Source organism: Nostoc sp. (assembly GCF_036917515.1).
Taxonomy (GTDB): Bacteria; Cyanobacteriota; Cyanobacteriia; order Cyanobacteriales; family Nostocaceae; genus Nostoc.
The window spans coordinates 100,501-119,901 of record NZ_JBALDE010000173.1; the positions used below are offsets into that span (position 1 = coordinate 100,501).

8 protein-coding genes are annotated in these 19,401 nt (G+C 39.9%); all 8 read left to right on the forward strand.

Annotated elements, in window-relative coordinates; translation table 11 throughout:
- Positions 1-8 precede the first annotated feature (8 nt).
- Complete coding sequence (locus tag V7K89_RS22780) at positions 9-968, forward strand: cupin-like domain-containing protein (RefSeq protein ID WP_335191182.1); 960 nt, start codon at positions 9-11, stop codon at positions 966-968.
- A gap of 386 nt (positions 969-1,354) precedes the next feature.
- Positions 1,355-1,885: an aspartyl/asparaginyl beta-hydroxylase domain-containing protein gene (locus V7K89_RS22785; RefSeq protein WP_335191269.1), complete on the forward strand. Its 531-nt coding sequence runs from the start codon at positions 1,355-1,357 to the stop codon at positions 1,883-1,885.
- Positions 1,886-1,904: 19 nt separating this feature from the next.
- On the forward strand, positions 1,905-2,867 hold the full coding sequence (locus V7K89_RS22790) for a cupin-like domain-containing protein (protein WP_335191184.1): 963 nt from the start codon (positions 1,905-1,907) through the stop codon (positions 2,865-2,867).
- A gap of 59 nt (positions 2,868-2,926) precedes the next feature.
- Positions 2,927-4,525 (forward strand): condensation domain-containing protein, encoded by a 1,599-nt coding sequence (locus tag V7K89_RS22795; RefSeq protein WP_335191186.1) that lies wholly within the window; start codon positions 2,927-2,929, stop codon positions 4,523-4,525.
- Complete coding sequence (locus V7K89_RS22800; protein WP_335191188.1) at positions 4,512-5,540, forward strand: TauD/TfdA family dioxygenase; 1,029 nt, start codon at positions 4,512-4,514, stop codon at positions 5,538-5,540. Before V7K89_RS22795 ends, V7K89_RS22800 begins: the two co-directional genes overlap by 14 nt.
- A 19-nt stretch (positions 5,541-5,559) precedes the next feature.
- Complete coding sequence (locus tag V7K89_RS22805; RefSeq protein ID WP_335191190.1) at positions 5,560-8,802, forward strand: non-ribosomal peptide synthetase; 3,243 nt, start codon at positions 5,560-5,562, stop codon at positions 8,800-8,802.
- Between the two features lie 9 nt (positions 8,803-8,811).
- Positions 8,812-13,701: an aminotransferase class III-fold pyridoxal phosphate-dependent enzyme gene (locus tag V7K89_RS22810; protein WP_335191192.1), complete on the forward strand. Its 4,890-nt coding sequence runs from the start codon at positions 8,812-8,814 to the stop codon at positions 13,699-13,701.
- Positions 13,702-13,763: 62 nt separating this feature from the next.
- Positions 13,764-19,202 carry a beta-ketoacyl synthase N-terminal-like domain-containing protein gene (locus V7K89_RS22815; RefSeq protein WP_335191194.1) on the forward strand — a complete coding sequence of 1,813 codons (5,439 nt, stop codon included), beginning with the start codon at positions 13,764-13,766 and terminating at the stop codon, positions 19,200-19,202.
- The last annotated feature ends 199 nt before the right edge of the window (positions 19,203-19,401 follow it).

Here is a 19,401-nt window from a genome sequence, read left to right on the forward strand (position 1 = left end):
ATCTAATTATGCAATTACTCTATTATTTTTCTAACCCTCTTGGATTTAGTCTGATCGCAATTACGTTGTTTTTTGTTACAGGTTTAGTGATCTATGTGCTGAAAATCTTGTGGCAAAAAAATAAATGTCAGCTATTATGGACGCCGATTGATTCTGTTGAGTATCGCAGTAACCTTTCGTATGATGAATTTATCCTTGAGTATGCGTCTGTTGGTAAACCTGTTATCATCGCTGACGCAATGAAAGACTTAAAAATCTCAACCAAATGGAACTTTGATTTTTTCAGGTCAGAGTGCGGGTCAATCGAGGCCATAGTCAAAGAAAACAGTTCGGAGATTCACTCATTTATGACTGTTGCTGATTACTTAGATTACATAACTACCCGTGAAAGCAACCAATATCTGTATATCGCCGATTGGAATATTTGTAATTATCCTCAGCTTTTTAATGACTACAAAGCTCCTGTTTATTTCCCAGATTGGTCAAAAGGGCTACCCAACAAGTTTATAGAAAAATATCAATTCCCTAATGCTAATATTTTTATAGGCCATAAAGATACATCGATAGGTTTTCACAAAGATCAATACAATGCATCTGCATGGATAGGGGTAATTTGTGGATGCAAACAAATTGTCTTGTTTACACCTGACCAAGAAGAACTTTTTTATAAGGGTAAAGTTGATGTCTTTAACCCAGATTTAGAAAAGTTTCCGCTGTATGCAAAGGCCAACCCAGTAGAAGCCATATTAAGACCAGGAGAAGCTATGTACATACCATCGGGTTGGTGGCATCAAGTGAAAAATCTCGAAGATACCATTGCAATTGGAAGCCTCTTGATAAATAGATGTAATTCAGAACTAGTTTTCCAAACTCTTCGTGAGCTAAGTCCAATAAAAGGTCGTCTTTTTCCCTTAATTTTTAAATTTCCGTGGTTGGGCAAACTTTTCTTTTCTATCGGTTTAATTTAAAGTTTTTATTAAACTACTGAATTACAAGCGACAGTTGTTAAAAAATATTTGTAAAACAGATTACATTATGCACCCCAATTCAACAAAAACTATGTTATTTCTTTCATTGTTGAAAGTAGTAAAATTTTTATATCCAAAAGGAAAAATTTATCGTGTTGAAGAAATAATTAAGTTAATGACCAGACCACTGAATTCAAATAGTAATAAAATCAGATTTGTCTATCCTGATATTACTCATAAACCCTGGTACGAATCTCATGATTATGATACTTTAAATTTTGTGTCAGAAACACTAAAAAAAGGACTCTATGATATAGAAAATGAGTGCTTGAGTTATTTATCATCTGTCTGGGCATAATATTATTTCAAAACACAAGCCAAGTGAAATATTTGGAGAATCATTCAAGGATAAAGATGAAAGCTGGAAATATAATTTAATTTGGAGACAGGGTAAATTTACAGAAGCCGCTTTGTCTCTTTTTCCCAAGACAGTAAATATTGTGACCAAGCTGACACCTTTTATATATCCTTTAGCTGGAGAAGTGGCACTTTTTATCATGGAACCTGGAGTTGTCATACCACCACATGCTGATTCTGAAATAAATCTTTCTATCAACTGTCATTTTGGAATAAAAACCCCAGATGGTTGTAGTATAAAAGTTGGAGGTGAAACACGAAGCTGGACTAAAGGAGAGACTTTATTCTTTGACAATAGTTTTACGCATGAAGCTTGGAATAAAAGTCAAGAAAATAGAGTAGTTTTAATGTTAGATATCTATCATCCTGAACTGACAAAAATTGAAAAGACCTTATTCAAATTAGCAATCAAGGATTTCAATTTACTAGGAATAGAAGGTGGATACAACCAAATACAAGATTCACAGAACTTAAATCAATTATTAAAAAATTTCAAATAACTTTATCATTAGACCTGATATGACTATAGAATCTATTGCTTTTTTAGAAATTATTAAGTTGAGCTTTGTCTTAATTACATTGTTTGTTGCCATACGCCTAAGCGTTTATCTCCTTAAGAGGATGTGGCAAAAGAAAAAATACAAGTTGATATGGACACCCATTGATTTTATTGAGCGTCGTAGTAACCTCTCATATGATGAGTTTGTCAAAGAGTATGTATCTGTTGGCAAACCTGTTATCATCACTGACGTGATGCAAGACTGGAAAGCATTAAAAAAGTGGACTTTGGATTTCTTCAAATCACAGTACGGCTCAATTGAGTACCTTGTAAAAGACGACAAAAAGCAAGAGCGGGGTATCATGAGTATTGCTGATTATATTGACTACATGAATGTCAATGATGGTGAAGATCGTCTATACCTAGCTAATTGGGTAGTTTCTTATTACCCTGAACTTTTAGAAGACTACAAAGAACCTGTTTACTTTCCTAATTGGTTTCAAAAGCTGCCAAGAAAAGTTTTACAAAAATACGAATATGACAACCCAGAAATATTTATAGGTTATAAGGGTACATCGGTCGGTCTTCACAAAGACCCTAGTAGTTGTGCCGCTTGGTTGGGACTTATTTCGGGACGTAAAAAAATTATTTTCTTTACACCAGAGCAAGAAAATTTTTTGCATGATGGTAAAGTTGATGCTTTCAATCCTAATTTAGAAAATTTTCCACTCTACACTAAAGCAAAGCCAGTGGAAGTCATACTTGAACCAGGAGAAATTATTTATATTCCACCAGATTGGTGGCATCAAGTAGAGAACCTAGAAAATAGCATTGGAATGGGAAATCTTTTTGTGAATGAATGGAACTCAGAATTAGTGTTTCAATCTTTTGCTGAACAGAATTTTATCAAAGGTTCTCTTTTACCATTAATTTTGGAGTTTCCTTGGTTAAGTAAATTTGTGCTTGCTGTTGGTTTACTTTAAATTCAATACTTTTCAAACAATTAGCACTTTCACATTTATTTAGATATTGGTTTGTGTAAATGAGTGACCTTTCCCAAAAAATTGCTGCCCTGACTCCAGGAAAACGTCAACTTCTCCTGCAAAGGCTTCATAACAAAAAAGGGGGGGTTTCGTTGCGATCGCAAATAGTTCCTCAAAGTCGAGAATTAAACTCATTTCCTCTATCTTTTGCCCAGCAGAGGTTGTGGTTCCTCGACCAGTTACAACCTGGCAATAGCGCCTACAACATCTCTGTGCCCATGCGTCTTGGAGGATGGCTGAATGTGGCGGCGCTGGAGCAAAGCTTCAAAGAAGTTGTGAAACGTCATGAAGTTTTAAGAACTACATTCACAGTGGTTGATGGACAACCTCTCCAAGTTATTGCTTCGAGTTTGAGGTTTACATTACCAGTAGTAGATTTACAAGAACTCCCTCAAAATCAGAGGGAGGCTGAAGTTCTGCGACTGGCAAGTGAGGAAGCCCAACAGCCATTTGACTTAGCCAGAGGGCCTTTGTTGCGAGTTACTCTACTGCAACTGGCGGCGGCAGAATATGCATTATTATTGACGATGCATCACATTGTCGCGGATGGCTGGGGTATAGGTGTGCTGATTGGTGAGATCGCAGATTTGTACAAAGCTTTCTCTGCTGGCAAACCATCACCGCTTGTAGAACTATCCATTCAATATGCAGATTTTGCTGTTTGGCAACGACAGTGGTTACAGGGACAACTAGAAACTCAACTTGCTTACTGGCAGCAGCAATTAGGCGGTATACCTGTTGTGGAACTCCCTAGCGTTAGCGAAGCTCGCTGTAGGCATCGCCCCCACTCAACAATTCAGACTTTCTCCGGAGCAAGGGAAGCCCTAGTATTACCTAAAACCTTATCAGAGAAGCTCAAAACTCTGAATCAGAGGCAAGGCATCACATTATTTATGGTACTGCTGGCAGCATTTGCGACTTTACTGCACTGGTACACCGATCAAGAAGATATTGTTGTCGGTACTGATATTGCTAACCGCAATCAAGCCGAAACTAAAGAATTGATTGGTTTCTTTGCTAACCAGTTAGTATTACGTACAGATTTATCAAAAAATCCTACTTTTCTAGAATTCTTAGAACGAGTCCGCAAAATGACTCTGGAAGCTTATGCTCACCAAGATTTGCCCTTCGACAAATTAGTAGATGCATTAAATCCGAAACGGGAGTTGAATCGCACACCGCTATTTCAAGTCAAACTTGTTTTAGAAAATACTCAAACTCCATCTTTAGAACTTCCAGGTTTAACTATCAGCCCATTAAAAGTCGAAAAAAAAACAGTGCAGTTTGACTTGCTATTGGAGTTGGAAGAGACAGATCGGGGACTATTTGGGATATGGGAATATAGCACTGACTTATTCGAGCGAGGCAGTATTGTTCGGTTATCAGAAAATTTTGCCACGCTTCTAGCTGAGATTGCTACACATCCAGAAGCTAAATTGAGCGAGTTAAAAGCAGTTCTAAATCAAGCAGATAAGCAACAGCATCTTGCTAAAGAACAAGTTTATCAAAATACTATTCAACAGAAATTAATAAACGTTAAGCGCAGAGCTAATACTAGACAATCAACATCAGGAGAGACAAATCATGACAAAAATTGAATCTCTAGGTTCTGTGAAACGTAAAGCTGTCAATATATCTCCAGAAGAATTAATCAAAACCGAATTTATCCAATCAGAAAATAACTTTCCTTTAGTCATCAAGCCTAATGTGAAAGGAGTGGATCTGCAAAACTGGGCAAAGAACAATGGAGAATTTTTGAAAACTGAATTATTACAATATGGAGCAATACTGTTTCGGGATTTTAAAGTAAAGTCAATAGAAGAATTTGAGCAAATCATCGCCGCGATTTGTCAAGAAGCAATGGAGTATCGTTATCGGGCATCTCCACGAACTCAAGTAGGTGGAAGAATTTATACTTCAACTGACTACCCTGCAGAGCAAAGTATTTTTCCTCACAATGAACACGCTTACTCTCCTACCTTTCCGTTGAAAATCTTCTTTTTTTGTATGAGTCCAGCAGCAGAGGGAGGAGAAACTCCAATTGGTTCTTGTCGAAAAGTTTTTGAGCGGATTCACCCAGATATACGCGATCGCTTCATTCAAAAGAAAGTCATGTATATGCGTAACTTTGGCGATGGATTTGGTCTTCCTTGGCAAACTGTATTTCAAACAACAGATAAAACTAAGGTAGAAGAGTACTGCAAAACCAATGGAATTGAGATTGAATGGAAAGCAGGCGATCGCTTAAGAACTCGCCAAGTTGGGCCAGCTATTCTCAAACATCCTCAAACAGGTGAAATGGTCTGGTTCAATCACGCAACTTTTTTCCACGTCTCCACATTAGAATCAACAATCCGCGATTCCTTATTGACAAATTTGCCAGAAGAAGACCTACCGACTAATACATATTATGGGGATGGTTCTGCAATCGAGCCATCAGTCTTAGCTGAACTACGAGCAGCTTATCAACAGGAAATGGTCACTTTTTCTTGGGAAAAAGGAGATGTATTGATGCTAGACAATATGTTATCAATACATGCTCGTCAGCCATTTGTCCCTCCCAGAAAAATTTTAGTCGGAATGGCCGAACCTTATACACCCCTAAGCATTTAATTAATATAGAGGTATAAATATGCAAGTAGAAAATATGGAGGGGTTTAGACTTTCACCTCAGCAAGAGCATCTCTGGTTACTACAACAAATTGATCAAAGTTGGGCTTATCGTAGCGATTGTGCAATTTTGATTGAAGGTAATATTAATATTAAGAAGTTAGAATTGGCATTGCAAGATATTGTTGATCGCCATGAGATTCTTCGCACCAGTTTTATATGTCTACCTGGAATGAATATTCCAGTGCAAGTAATTACAGATAGCAAAATAAGATTAGAAAAAAATCATGATATTAGTAATTTGAAGCCTCAAGAACAGGAGGCAAAAGTTGAATTAGTTTTTCAAGAATTAAAACAACAACTTTTTGATTTTGAAAAGGGTTTAAATTTATATACATCTCTAGTAACTATTTCATCAAAAAAATATTTATTATTTATCAGTTTGCCTGCTCTCTGTGCAGATAGCGTCAGCCTCAACTGTTTATTGCGACAACTGACTATTTCTTACTTAGGAAATTTGGACGAAGAATTATCTGAAGAGCCACTACAGTATGCAGATTTTTCGGAATGGCAAAATCAAATACTGGAAGCAGAGGAAACCCAAATAGGAAGAAAATATTGGCAACAGCAAGATTTATCTGCTGTTACACATCCCAAGTTATCTTATGAAAAACAGATATTTGAAAATCATAAATTCCAACCGAAATTAGTAAATTTAATTATTGCCCCGGAATTAATAGCTAATATTGAAGTATTAGCCGAGAAGTATAATACTTCTACTTCTATATTTTATCTAACTTGTTGGCTAGTTCTGCTCCAGAGACTGAGCGGACAATCAGAGATGATTGTTGCTACAGGAGTCGATGGCAGAAAATATGAAGAACTCAAAGGAGCATTAGGACTTTTTGCCAGATATTTACCACTTCATTGTAATTTAGAAGATAACTTTCGATTCAGTCAAATTTTGCAGCAACTTCATGAGTCTGTACAATCTATCTCCAAATGGCAGGAGTGTTTTACTTGGGAACAAATATTAGGAATAGATCCTAAATCAGATATTTTGCCTTTTGTACCTGTGGGCTTTGATTTTTCTGAAGAAAATACGAAGCATTGTGCAGGAAATCTATCATTTTGCATTCACAAGCTTTATACCTGCACTGAGCGTTTCAACATTAAACTCTCTTGTAGACGCAAGGATGATTTTTTAAATGCAGAGTTACATTATGATTCTAATCTATTTTCTGAACATGATATTGCCGATTTAGCAGAGCAGTTTCACAAGTTATTAGAAAGTGCTACGTATCATCCAGAAGCTGCAATCAGTGAATTAGAAATTTTAAGCGATCGCACCCGACATCAACTTCTAGTTGAGTTTAACCAAACACAGGCTGATTATCCTCAAGACAAGTGTATTCACCACTTATTTGAAGAACAAGTAGAGCGGACACCAAACAATATTGCCGTTACATTTTCTGGACAGAAACTTACTTACTATGAATTAAACGCTCGTGCCAATCAAATGGCTCACTACCTCCAAAGGTTAGGAGTTGGAAAAGAAGTACTAGTGGGAATTTGTGTAGAGCGATCGCTCGAAATGATTGTTGGTATCCTGGGCATTCTCAAAGCTGGTGGAGCTTATATTCCACTCGACCCTAATTATCCATCAGAGCGTTTAGCCTTCATATTAGAAGATACCAAAACACCAGTCTTCTTGACTCAGCAACGACTACTTTCGGTTTTACCAACCCACAACGCCCAAACAATTTGCTTGGATACAGCTTGGGAAATTATTGCTCAGGAGAGTCAAGAAAATCCCCCGATTAAAACGCATAGTGAAAACTTAGCTTATGTCATTTACACTTCTGGTTCTACAGGTAAACCTAAAGGAGTGCAGATTGCACATCGCCATTTAGTAAACTCTACGACTGCTCGAATTACTTACTATCAAGAACCTGTTAGCAGCTTCTTATTACTTTCTTCCTTTGCTTTCGATAGTTCTATAGCGGGTCTTTTTTGGACTATTTGTTCTGGAGGAATTCTTTGTCTTCCCCAAGAAGGGTTGCAATTGGACATCCCAAAACTATTAGAGTTAATCGTTCAAAATCATGTCTCGCATCTATTAAGCCTTCCATCTCTGTATACTATTTTATTGCAAGAGGCAAAACCTGAACACTTAATATCACTTCGCACCGTCATTGTTGCTGGTGAATCTTGTCCAGCAGAGTTAGTAGAACATCATTACCAATTGCCATCAAAACCATCTTTCTTTAATGAGTATGGGCCAACAGAAGGCACAGTTTGGAGCAGTGTATATCATTGTTGCTCTCAACAACTCAAAGGGCAAGTATCGATTGGTCAACCCATTGCTAATACGCAGATTTATTTACTTAACTCTCATTTGCAACCTGTTCCTGTTGGTGTTATCGGAGAAGTTTATATCAGTGGTGATGGTTTAGCTAGAGGCTATCTCAACCAAGCTGTCCTAACTAGCGAAAAGTTTATTCCTAACCCATTTAGCGATCGCCCAGGAATGCGCCTTTATAAAACGGGAGATTTAGCTCGTTATCTGAGCGACGGAAACATTGAATTTCTGGGAAGGCTTGACCAGCAGGTTAAAATCCGGGGTTATCGTATTGAACTGGGAGAGATTGAGGCGGTACTAAGTCAACATCCAGAGGTGCGGGAAGTTGTAGTTATAGCCCAAAAGGACGAACTTCAGGATATGCGCCTCGTGGCATATCTGGTTGCTAACCAGCAGCCAGTTTCTCTCATTAGTGAACTTCGCCGCTATTTATTGGATCAGTTGCCTGAATATATGGTACCGTCAGCCTTTGTTCTGCTTAAGGAAATGCCACTGTTACCTAATGGCAAGGTAGATCGTCGAGTGCTACCCGATCAGCCACAGCTGAATCTAGAAGAAAACTTTGTGGCTCCTGAGACTGAACTTGAACAAACTATTGCTATAATTTGGCAAGAAGCACTTCATGTCGAGAAAGTAGGTATTCATCACAATTTTTTCGATCTTGGCGGTCATTCATTGCTGATGGTTCAGATACACAGCAAACTGTATCAAACTTTGAATAAAGATATATCAATTATTGAAATGTTTCAATATCCAACTATTAGTGCGTTAGCGAAACATTTAAGTCAACAGTTAGCAGAAAAACCTGATTTGCAACCAAGCGATGATTTAGTTAAGACTCGTAGAGAATCAAGGAAGCAACAAAGACAACTCCGACAAAAACATCAAGAAACAAGCCAGTAGGAGGAGGCTATGATGAATCAAATAAATGCATTTGATAGCCTCGATGAAATTGCGATTGTTGGCATGGCTGGTCGTTTTCCTAGAGCCAAAAATATCGAACAATTTTGGCAAAATCTCCGAGATGGTGTCGAGTCAATTTCTTTTTTTAGCGATCAAGAATTGTTGTCTTCTGGGATTGACCCAGCAACGCTAAGTCAACCTCAGTATGTAAAAGCAGGATCTGTATTAGAAGATATTGAGTTCTTTGACGCTGCATTTTTTGATTTTTCTGCGAAAGAAGCCCAAATCACTGACCCACAACACCGTTTATTCCTGGAATGTGCTTGGGAAGCTCTGGAAGGCGCTGGCTACGATTCTGAAATATATGCAGGTCGGATTGGTGTTTACGCTGGTGTCAGTCTAAACACTTATTTTTTATCGAAACTTTATACACAAACTCAAATTATAGAATCAGTGGGCAGTTACCGAATTTCGATTGGAAATAGTCCAGATTTTCTGCCTACATATATCTCATATAAATTAAACCTCAAGGGGCCAAGCATTAACGTCCAAACTGCCTGCTCTACTTCATTAGTTGCCGTTCATTTAGCTTGCCAAAGCTTACTGAATGGCGAAAGTGATATTGCTCTGGCAGGTGGTGTTTCGATCCAAGTGCCACACAAAACTGGTTATCGCTATCAGCAAGGGGGAATTATGTCTCCCGATGGACACTGCCGTGCTTTTGATGCCAAAGCCCAAGGAACTATTAGCGGCAACGGCGTAGGTATTGTAGTTCTCAAGCGATTAGAAGATGCTTTCGCCGATGGAGATTGTATTCATGCTGTGATTAAAGGTTCAGCTATTAACAATGATGGGTCTTTCAAAGTTGGTTTTACGGCTCCTAGCGTAGATGGGCAAGCAAAAGTAATTGCCGAGGCACTGGCAATGGCTAGGGTTGAATCTGAGACGATTAGCTATGTAGAGACTCATGGCACCGGTACAGTTTTAGGCGATCCCATTGAAATCGTCGCGCTGACACAAGCTTTTCGCCCCACAGATAAAAAGAACTTTTGTGCGATCGCTTCAGTAAAAACTAATATCGGACACCTAGATGCGGCAGCTGGTGTTGCTAGTTTAATCAAGACTGTTCTCGCACTCAAACACCAGCAGATACCACCCAGCTTACACTTTCAGCAGCCCAATCCCCAGATTGATTTTGCTAACAGCCCCTTTTATGTTAACCACAAGCTTTCAGAATGGAAGTCAAACAGTACTCCTCGCCGTGCGGGGGTTAGTTCCTTTGGAATTGGCGGTACCAATGCTCATGTGATTCTTGAAGAAGCTCCTACTGTTGAAACTTCTGGTTCTTCCCGCCCTTGGCAGCTATTGCTGCTCTCTGCTAAGACCAGTTCTGCACTAGAAACTGCAACAGAAAACTTAGTAAAGTACTTAAAGCAACATCCTGAACTTAACTTAGCCGATATTGCTTACACCCTGAAACTGGGTCGAAGGGGTTTTAGCGATCGCCGAATATTAGTTTGTCAAAACCTTAATGATGCAGTCACAGTCTTAGAAACGCCTGTTTCGGAACGGGTTTTCACCAAATTCACCGAACCTTCTGGACAACAAATTGCATTTATGTTTCCCGGACAGGGTGCCCAGTATGTGGACATGGGTAGAGAATTATATGAGACTGAGACAATTTTCCGCAAACAGGTTGATTACTGTTGTGAATTTCTCAAATCTTATCTGAGGTTAGACCTACGAACATTATTATATCGGCATCAGCATACACAAGCGGCAACACAGCAACTACAACAAACTCATATTACCCAAAGCGCAGTATTTGTAGTTGAGTACGCCTTGGCTCAGTTGTGGATGGCTTGGGGTATACGTCCTTCTGCAATGATTGGTCACAGCATTGGAGAATATGTCGCAGGCTGCATTGCTGGTGTGTTCTCCTTAGAAGACGCATTGCTACTCGTAGCCAAGCGAGGACAACTGATGCAGCAACTTCCATCGGGAACAATGATCGCTGTTTCACTACCAGAGCAAAAAATCCAACCCATGCTAGGGGAAAAACTCTCTCTAGCTGCAATTAACGCCCCAGGTATGTGTGTAGTTTCTGGATTAGAGCAAGCGGTTGATGATTTAGAAAACCGATTAGCCGAGCAAGGTGTAGACTATCGCCGTCTGCATACTTCCCATGCTTTTCATTCCCCAATGATGGACTCGATTCTGTTGCCATTCCAGGAACAGGTTAGCAAAATTAGCCTTAATTCTCCAAAAATTCCTTTTGTGTCTAACGTCACCGGCACTTGGATAACCCCAGCACAAGCAACAGACCCGAAATACTGGGCAAGACATTTACGCCAAACAGTACGCTTTAGCGAAGGGATCGCCGAATTGCTGCAACAGCCAAAGCGAATTCTTTTAGAGGTTGGCCCTGGACGGACATTAAGTACCTTAGCTAACAAGCAAAAAACAGTCCAGCAGGTAGTTCTTTCTTCACTAAGACATCCACAGCAGCAACAATCGGATGTGGCGTTTTTACTAAATACATTGGGCAGACTCTGGCTGGAGGGAATAAATGTGGATTGGTCAGAATTTTATGCCGATGAAGAACGTCATCGTATTCCCTTGCCAACATATCCTTTCGAGCGAAAAAGATACTGGATTGAGCCTATTTTAGCTAATGATGACAATCCATCGCCTAAAAAGGAAATTTCTGTGTCTCAACCACAAGATGTCATAACCAACTCAATCAAAGCTCCAGATACGCAAGCAGTCAACCAAAAAGACGAGAAACCCATAGCAAATACAGCCATTGAACAGATCATTTCACAGCATCTTCAGGTGATGTCTAAACTGGTAGACTTATTACCAAAAGGAAGTTTGCCCAGAGAAGTTTTGCCTTCATTGGAAGCTATCCAACCTCTTCATCCAGATGGGCAGATTGCTCAAACCTCAATTAATGGTGCGTTTAGTGTAAATCACTCTACATCTACTAACGCAGACTCTGAGCAACAAATCAAAGACCAAAAAATTGCTCCTACACCCAAAGTTCCTTCCCAACAGATCGAGAAAGAATCGATGGTGTTGAGTCTCCGCCAGCAGAAACATTTGGATGCGTTAATTGCACGTTTTGTCAAGCGTACTCAAGAATCCAAAAGACTCACTCAAGCTTATCGTTCTTGCCATGCCAATAGTAGGGCAGTATCAGGGTTCTTTCCCTTTATTAAGGAAATGATATATCCAATCCATGCAGAGCGTGGAGAGGGTGCTAGACTCTGGGATGTGGATGGCAACGAATATGTAGACATTTCAATGGGGTTTGGTACGCTTTTATTTGGTCATTCGCCATCTTTTGCGATCGCAGCCATCCAAGAGCAGAGCAAGCAAGGGATACTAAATGGCCCACAATCGCGTCATGCAGGTCAGCTAGCTGAATTAATTTGCGAGTTAACAGGTGCAGAACGGACAGCTTTTTGTAACGATGGCACAGAAGCAGTGATGGGGGCAGTACGCATAGCACGTTCTGTTACAGGACGCTCAAAAATTGCTTTATTTGCTGGTTCTTATCACGGCGGTTCTGACGGAGTTTTGGTCAAAGGAATAACAACCAACGACGGAACGCTGCGTTCTGTCCCGATAACGTCAGGTATTCCATCATACTTGGCTGAGGATGTGATGGTGCTGGAGTATGGTACTCCCGAATCTCTGAATATTCTTAAAGACCATGCTCATAACTTAGCAGCAATTTTAGTTGAGCCGATACAAAGCAGTCGACCAGATTTGCAGCCCAAAGAGTTTCTATTTCAGTTAAGACAATTAACTCAAGAAACTGGAACTGTTTTAATTTTCGATGAGGTGGTTACTGGTTTTCGGATGCACCCAGGCGGCATTCAAGCTTTATGGGATATTCAAGCAGATATCACGACTTATGGTAAAGCTGTTGCTGCTGGCATCCCTATTGGGGTAGTGGCTGGCAAAGCTGCTTTCATGGATGCATTGGACGGAGGTATGTGGAACTATGGAGATGAGTCTTACCCCCAGGTGAAAACAACTTTTTTCGCTGGTACTTTTTTCAAGCATCCTCTGGTTATGGCTGTCGCCTGGGCTGCACTCAATCACATCAAGAACAGTGGTTCCAAACTTCAGGAGGAGTTAAATCAACGGACAACACAATTAGTCGAAACTCTCAATAGTTACTTTGAACAAAAGCAAGTACCGATTCAAGTCGTTAATTTTGGCTCTCTCTTCCGTTTTAATTGCCAGACTCAACTTAGTAATTTACTTTTCTATCACTTGCTTGCAAAAGGGATTTATGTCTGGGAAGGACGCACCCTTTATCTATCTACCGCTCATACAGATGAAGATATTGAACAGGTGATTTTGGCGGTAAAGGAAAGTGTAGTTGAAATGCAAGAAGGGGGATTTTTTCCATCTGAACAGATTTCAAAAAATGGCAAACAGATGATGAGCAATCCAACTTTGACAGGCTCATCCTTAAACTTAGTTACTGAATCTCTCTCGGTTACTTCAAACGCAAAGTCTGCTGATGATTTGTTTGAAACCCTGGTTGAGCAAATGCCTGATGCTTTGGAGAATACCTATACCGCTTCCCGTAAAAAGCTTGAGAAAACTATTGCTGACATTTGGCAAGAACTCTTTGGTTTTGACAACGTGAACATTCATGACAATTTCTTTGAGTTAGGAGGTGATTCTCTAACAGCTCTTCAAGCTATTTCTTTGTTAAATAAAAAATTAGACGTTGACATTCCTATAGAGAGTATTTACGAAGCACCAACCATTAACTCCCTTGCGAATATTATATGCCCTGAACAGAATGAAATACTTTCTGCTAAACAAAGTATTTCCCGTGGTCAAAGACGAAGGGAGAAAAGAAGTGAAAGATAGTAATATATATAAAATAAAAAATAGTACTTAATAATTAATAATTAATAAAAATATAAAATAAGATGAACAAATTAGAAAAAAATTATGACGTAGATGAGGCAGATGTAGCTGTTATTGGTATATCTGGACGGTTTCCTAAAGCAGAGAATCTTGAGCAGTTTTGGCAGAATCTGCGAGACGGAGTAGAATCAATTTCATTTTTTTCTGCTCAAGAATTAGAATCTGCGGGTATAGACTCTACTACGCTCAGTGACCCCAACTATGTAAAAGCAGCAGTTCCACTAGAACATATAGATTTGTTTGATGCGTCATTCTTCGGCTATAACCCTAGAGACGCTGAAATTATGGACCCCCAACACCGCATTTTTTTAGAATGTGCGTATGGTGCGCTTGAAAATGCTGGCTATGACCCCCAAAGATACTCTGGTTCAATAGGGGTTTACGCTGGTTCAACTATAAGTAATTATTTGTTCAATCTTTATTCAAACCCTAATATTAGAGAATTAGCGAGTGATGTAGAAATTAGTCTGGGAAATCATCCCGATTATCTTCCCATGCGCGTCTCTTTCAAATTAAATTTAACTGGGCCAAGTTATGCAGTCCAAACTTCCTGTTCTACTTCTTTAGTTGCTGTCCACGTTGCTTGTCAAAGCTTGCTCAATTACGAATGTGATATGGCCTTGGCAGGTGGCATTTCGATATTGGATATGCAACCAAAAAGTGGCTATCTCTATCAAGAAGATGGGGTTTTGTCTCCTGATGGACACTGCCGCGCCTTTGATGCTAGAGCAAAGGGAACTATTTTCGGTAGCGGTGTAGGAATTGTGGTTCTCAAGAGGTTAAAAGATGCTCTTGCTGATGGCGATCGCATTCATGCAATAATTAAAGGCTCTGCCGTCAACAATGACGGTTCTTTGAAAGCTGGATTCACAGCTCCTAGCGTAGAAGGTCAAACGGAGGTGATTGCAGAAGCCATAGCCGCTGCTGGGGTAGAAGCCGAGACTATCACTTACCTAGAAGCACATGGGACAGGAACACCATTGGGCGATCCTATAGAAATTAAAGCTCTGACAAAAGCTTTTCGTACCAGTACACTCAAGCGCGGCTTCTGTGCTATTGGTTCAGTGAAAACCAATGTTGGGCATTTGGATGCGGCTGCCGGTATTGCGGGCTTAATTAAGACGATTCTGGCTCTCAAACACGAACAAATACCACCTAGCTTACATTGTGAGCAGCCCAATCCCCAGATCGACTTTGCCAACAGTCCCTTCTATGTTAATACCACACTGGCGGAATGGAAATCGGGCAGAATTCCTCGCCGAGCTGGAATTACTTCTCTTGGTTTTGGTGGAACCAACGCTCATCTGATTGTAGAAGAGGCTCCTCTGATTGCAGCCTCTAACGTTGGGCGAACCCATAAGTTGTTAATGGTGTCTGCAAAAACCAGTTCTGCTTTAGAAACCGCCACAGTAAATCTAACAAATCATCTCAAGCAGCATCTTGATTTGAACCTAGCTGATGTGGCTTACACTCTCCAGGTTGGTCGTCAGACTTTCAACCATCGCCGGATACTGGTGTGTCATGATATTGATGATGCAGTCGAGGCACTGCATACTTTGGAAGCTCAACAAGTTTTCACCCACTACCAACAGCCTTGTAATCGACCTGTCGTATTTATGTTTCCTGGACAGGGAGCGCAGTATGTAAATATGGCTCAGGAATTGTACCAGAGCGAACCAATATTTACTGAGGAAGTTGATCGCTGCTGCCTGATTCTAAAACCTCACTTAGGGTTAGATTTACGAGATATTCTTTATCCAAGCGAAATCCAAACCCAAACAGCTACACAACAATTAACACAAACTTCTATTAGCCAAAGTGCGCTATTTGTCATTGAGTACGCTTTGTCCAAATTGTGGATGGCTTGGGGTGTGCTACCAGAAGCAATGATTGGTCACAGCATAGGGGAATATGTGGCAGCAACTCTTTCCGGGGTTTTCTCCCTCAAAGATGCTTTAGCGCTAGTAGCAGCTAGAGGACTACTGATGCAGCAAGTTCCAACAGGTACTATGCTCTCCGTTCAACTTTCTGAACAAGAAGTGCAACCCCTGCTCCCAAAAGAGCTTTCTCTTGCGGGAATCAATAGTCCTTCCTTATGTGTTGTTTCTGGTTCGACAGATGTCATCGATAAATTGCAGCAGCAACTACAAAAGAAAGATGTAGGCTGTCGAAAGCTGTATACGTCCCACGCCTTTCATTCTCAGATGATGGATTCCATCATTGAGCCATTTACAAGGTTATTACAAAAAGTCAAGCGAAATCCACCTCAAATTCCATTTATTTCCAACGTAAGTGGCACTTGGATTACCACAGCACAAGCAACAGACCCTCACTATTGGGCAAGGCATCTACGGCAAACTGTGCGCTTTGGCGAAGGGATGACTGAATTACTTAAAGAACCAGAGCGAATCTTGCTAGAGGTTGGCCCAGGGCGGACATTAAGTACCTTCGCCAAACAGCATTATAATTTGGAACCTGTGGTGCTGACTTCAATCCGCCATCCCCAGCAGCAACAGTCAGATGTAGCATTTCTACTCAATACTTTGGGTCGCCTCTGGCTTTTCGGAGTTCAAGTAGACTGGTCTGGCTTTTACGTCAACGAACAGCGTCATCGCATCCCTCTACCAACATATCCATTTGAGCGTCAGCGTTACTGGATTTCACCACAAGCACAGCCACGTGATGTCCGCGCTACGGAAGTGTCATTGAGTAAAAAACCGGATATCGCCGACTGGTTTTACCTACCTTTTTGGAAGCAATCTGCACCTCCAGAGTTACTCGGTACAGGAGACTTAGGAGAGCAAAATTCTTGCACGCTTGTGTTTACCGATGAGTGCGGCTTGGGTTTTCAAATGGTAAAAAAACTGCAACAGCAGGGACAAGATGCGATCGCAATCAAGATCGGATCAGAATTCTTCAAACTAAGCGAATGCCTATATACCCTCAATCCTCGACAAAGTAATGATTACGATGCCTTGCTCAATGAACTCATAGCACAAAACAAGATTCCTAAGACAATTATTCATTTATGGAATGTCACACCAAACTACCGTGCAGAATCAGAACTTGAGTGGTTTGACAGCGCTCAATATTTGGGATTTTACAGCCTGTTGTTTCTCACCCAGGCACTTGGAAAACAGAATTGGACTGATAAGTTTCAAATCACAGTTGTCTCCAACAACATACAGTCAGTAACAGCAGAAGAAATGTTGTGCCCAGAGAAAGCGACTGTACTTGGGTCTGTTAAAGTCATTCCTCAAGAATACTCAAACATTAGTTGTCGTAGCATTGATGTTGCTCTTCCAAAGCCAGCAAGTTGGCAAGAGGAAAAACTTGTAGATTATTTGCTGGACGAGCTACAAATTAAATCCCCTGAGTTTTTTATAGCCTACCGTGGTCTGAATCGTTGGGTGCAAACTTTTGAGCCAGTGCGATTGTCAGAAGCTAAGGGAAAAACATCAAGATTACGCAACGGCGGAGTCTACTTAATTGCTGAGGGTCTAGGAAATATTGGACTGATACTAGCGGAGTCTCTAGCTCAGACAGTGCAGGCAAAACTGGTGTTGATTGGACAGAAGAATCTTCCCCAAAAAGATGAGTGGTTTGGGTGGCTGGAAACTCATGATAATCAAGATGAGGTGAGCCGCAAAATCAGGAAACTGCAAGCTTTAGAGGAGTTAGGAGCCGAGGTTTTAGTTTTGAGGGCAGATGTGACCAACTTTGAACAGATGCAAAGAGCGATCGCCTCTGTCACGGAGCATTTTGGCGACATACATGGTGTTATTTACGCACCAGAGATTGTCAACGACAACTCACAAAAATCTGTTCAAGAAATTTCTCAAACTGATTGCCAGTATCACTTGAAATCAAAAGCTAATGGACTATTCGTACTAGAAAAAATTTTGCAGGGGAGAAAGCTTGATTTTTCTCTGTTGATATCTTCTTTATCATCCATTTTGGGAGGATTAAGATATATCGCTTATTCAGCAGCAAACATCTTTGTAGATATTTTTGCTCAAAAACAAAATCAAACAAATCCTGTCCCCTGGATTAGTGTTAATTGTGTAGGCATAGCCCTTCGTAGACATCGCTGGCAACTTGGAGAAGAAAACACAGCTAGAACAATATTATCTGAATTATTTATCACACCAGAAGAAGGTATAAAAGCTTTTCAACGTATTTTCACAAGTGATAAAATAACTCAAGTTGTTCTCTCCACAGGAGATTTACAAGCTAGGTTCGACCAATGGTTGAACCTAGAATCTTTAGATGATGTTGAGCAGACCTCTTTTGCTGGGGACATAAAAGAGAAATTAGCTTCAAGAAGTCTTGCCAGAATACTCCATCCCCGTCCCAATCTAGGAAATGATTATGTGGCTCCTCGCACTCATATTGAACAAACACTTGCTAATATCTGGCAAGAAATTCTTTGCATTGAAAGCTTAGGCATCAACGATGACTTTTTTGAGCTTGGGGGACACTCGCTATTAGCTGTACACCTAATAGCAAAAATTAATAAACAGTTTGGTAAAAATATTCAATTATCTGCCATTTTTCAGAGTCCAACTATCAAACAGTTAGCAAATACTCTGCACGAGCAAGCTAATTATCAAACCTCGTCCCCCTTAGTCGCAATTCAACCTCAGGGTTCCAAGCCACCTCTGTTTTTTGTGCATCCAGTAGGTGGGAATATTCTCTGTTACTACGAATTGTCACTTCATTTGGATTCAGATCAACCATTCTACGGGCTGCAAGCACTAGGTTTGAATGGGGAATGTGAACCTTATACCCGAATAGAAGATATGGCAGCTAAGTATATTGAAGCACTACGCGAGATTCAGCCGAATGGGCCATATTTTCTTGGAGGTTGGTCTATGGGGGGCGTTGTAGCTTTTGAAATGGCAACTCAGTTACTAAGAAATGGTGAGCAAGTTGACATGCTTGCTATGCTAGACAGCCCAGCACCAGTTAACAGCGAACAAATTGCAGAGATTGATGACTACAACGATGTCAAAATATTAGTCGATTTTGCCACAGATATGGCACAGTCTGCTGGGAAAAACCTATCGGGTTCGGTTGAGCAACTTCAAGGACTGACGCTAGACGAGCAATTGAACTATTTTTTAGAGCAAGCAAGGATAGCTAACCTCTTGCCTTTGGATTTTGAACTAGAACAGCTTCGTTATCTTCTGAATGTTTTTAAGAGTAACGTACTAGCTCTACAAAGCTATACACCACAAGTTTATCCAAACAAAATTATATACTTTCAAGCTAATGATGAAGTATCTAATGAATTTTCTAATCCAACTTTAATTTGGGGTGGACTTTCAAGCGAGCCAATAGAGATTATTACTATCCCTAGCAATCATTATACAATCATTACCAAGCCTCATATCCAAATGATTTTAAAGCATTTGAATGTTTTTATGAATCAGATTTAAAATGAACAGAATGAATTATTAATAAAAATATAAATATTAGTTAAATATTAAATAATAAGTATTAAATTATATTTCATTAAATGGGTTTTAAACGCAAAAAATTATTATTAAAGATTTATGGTAAATTAAAAAAATGATTTTTACAACATGTTAAATATATTTTAGTCTGGAAGTGATATCTAGATTACCAAAACAAATA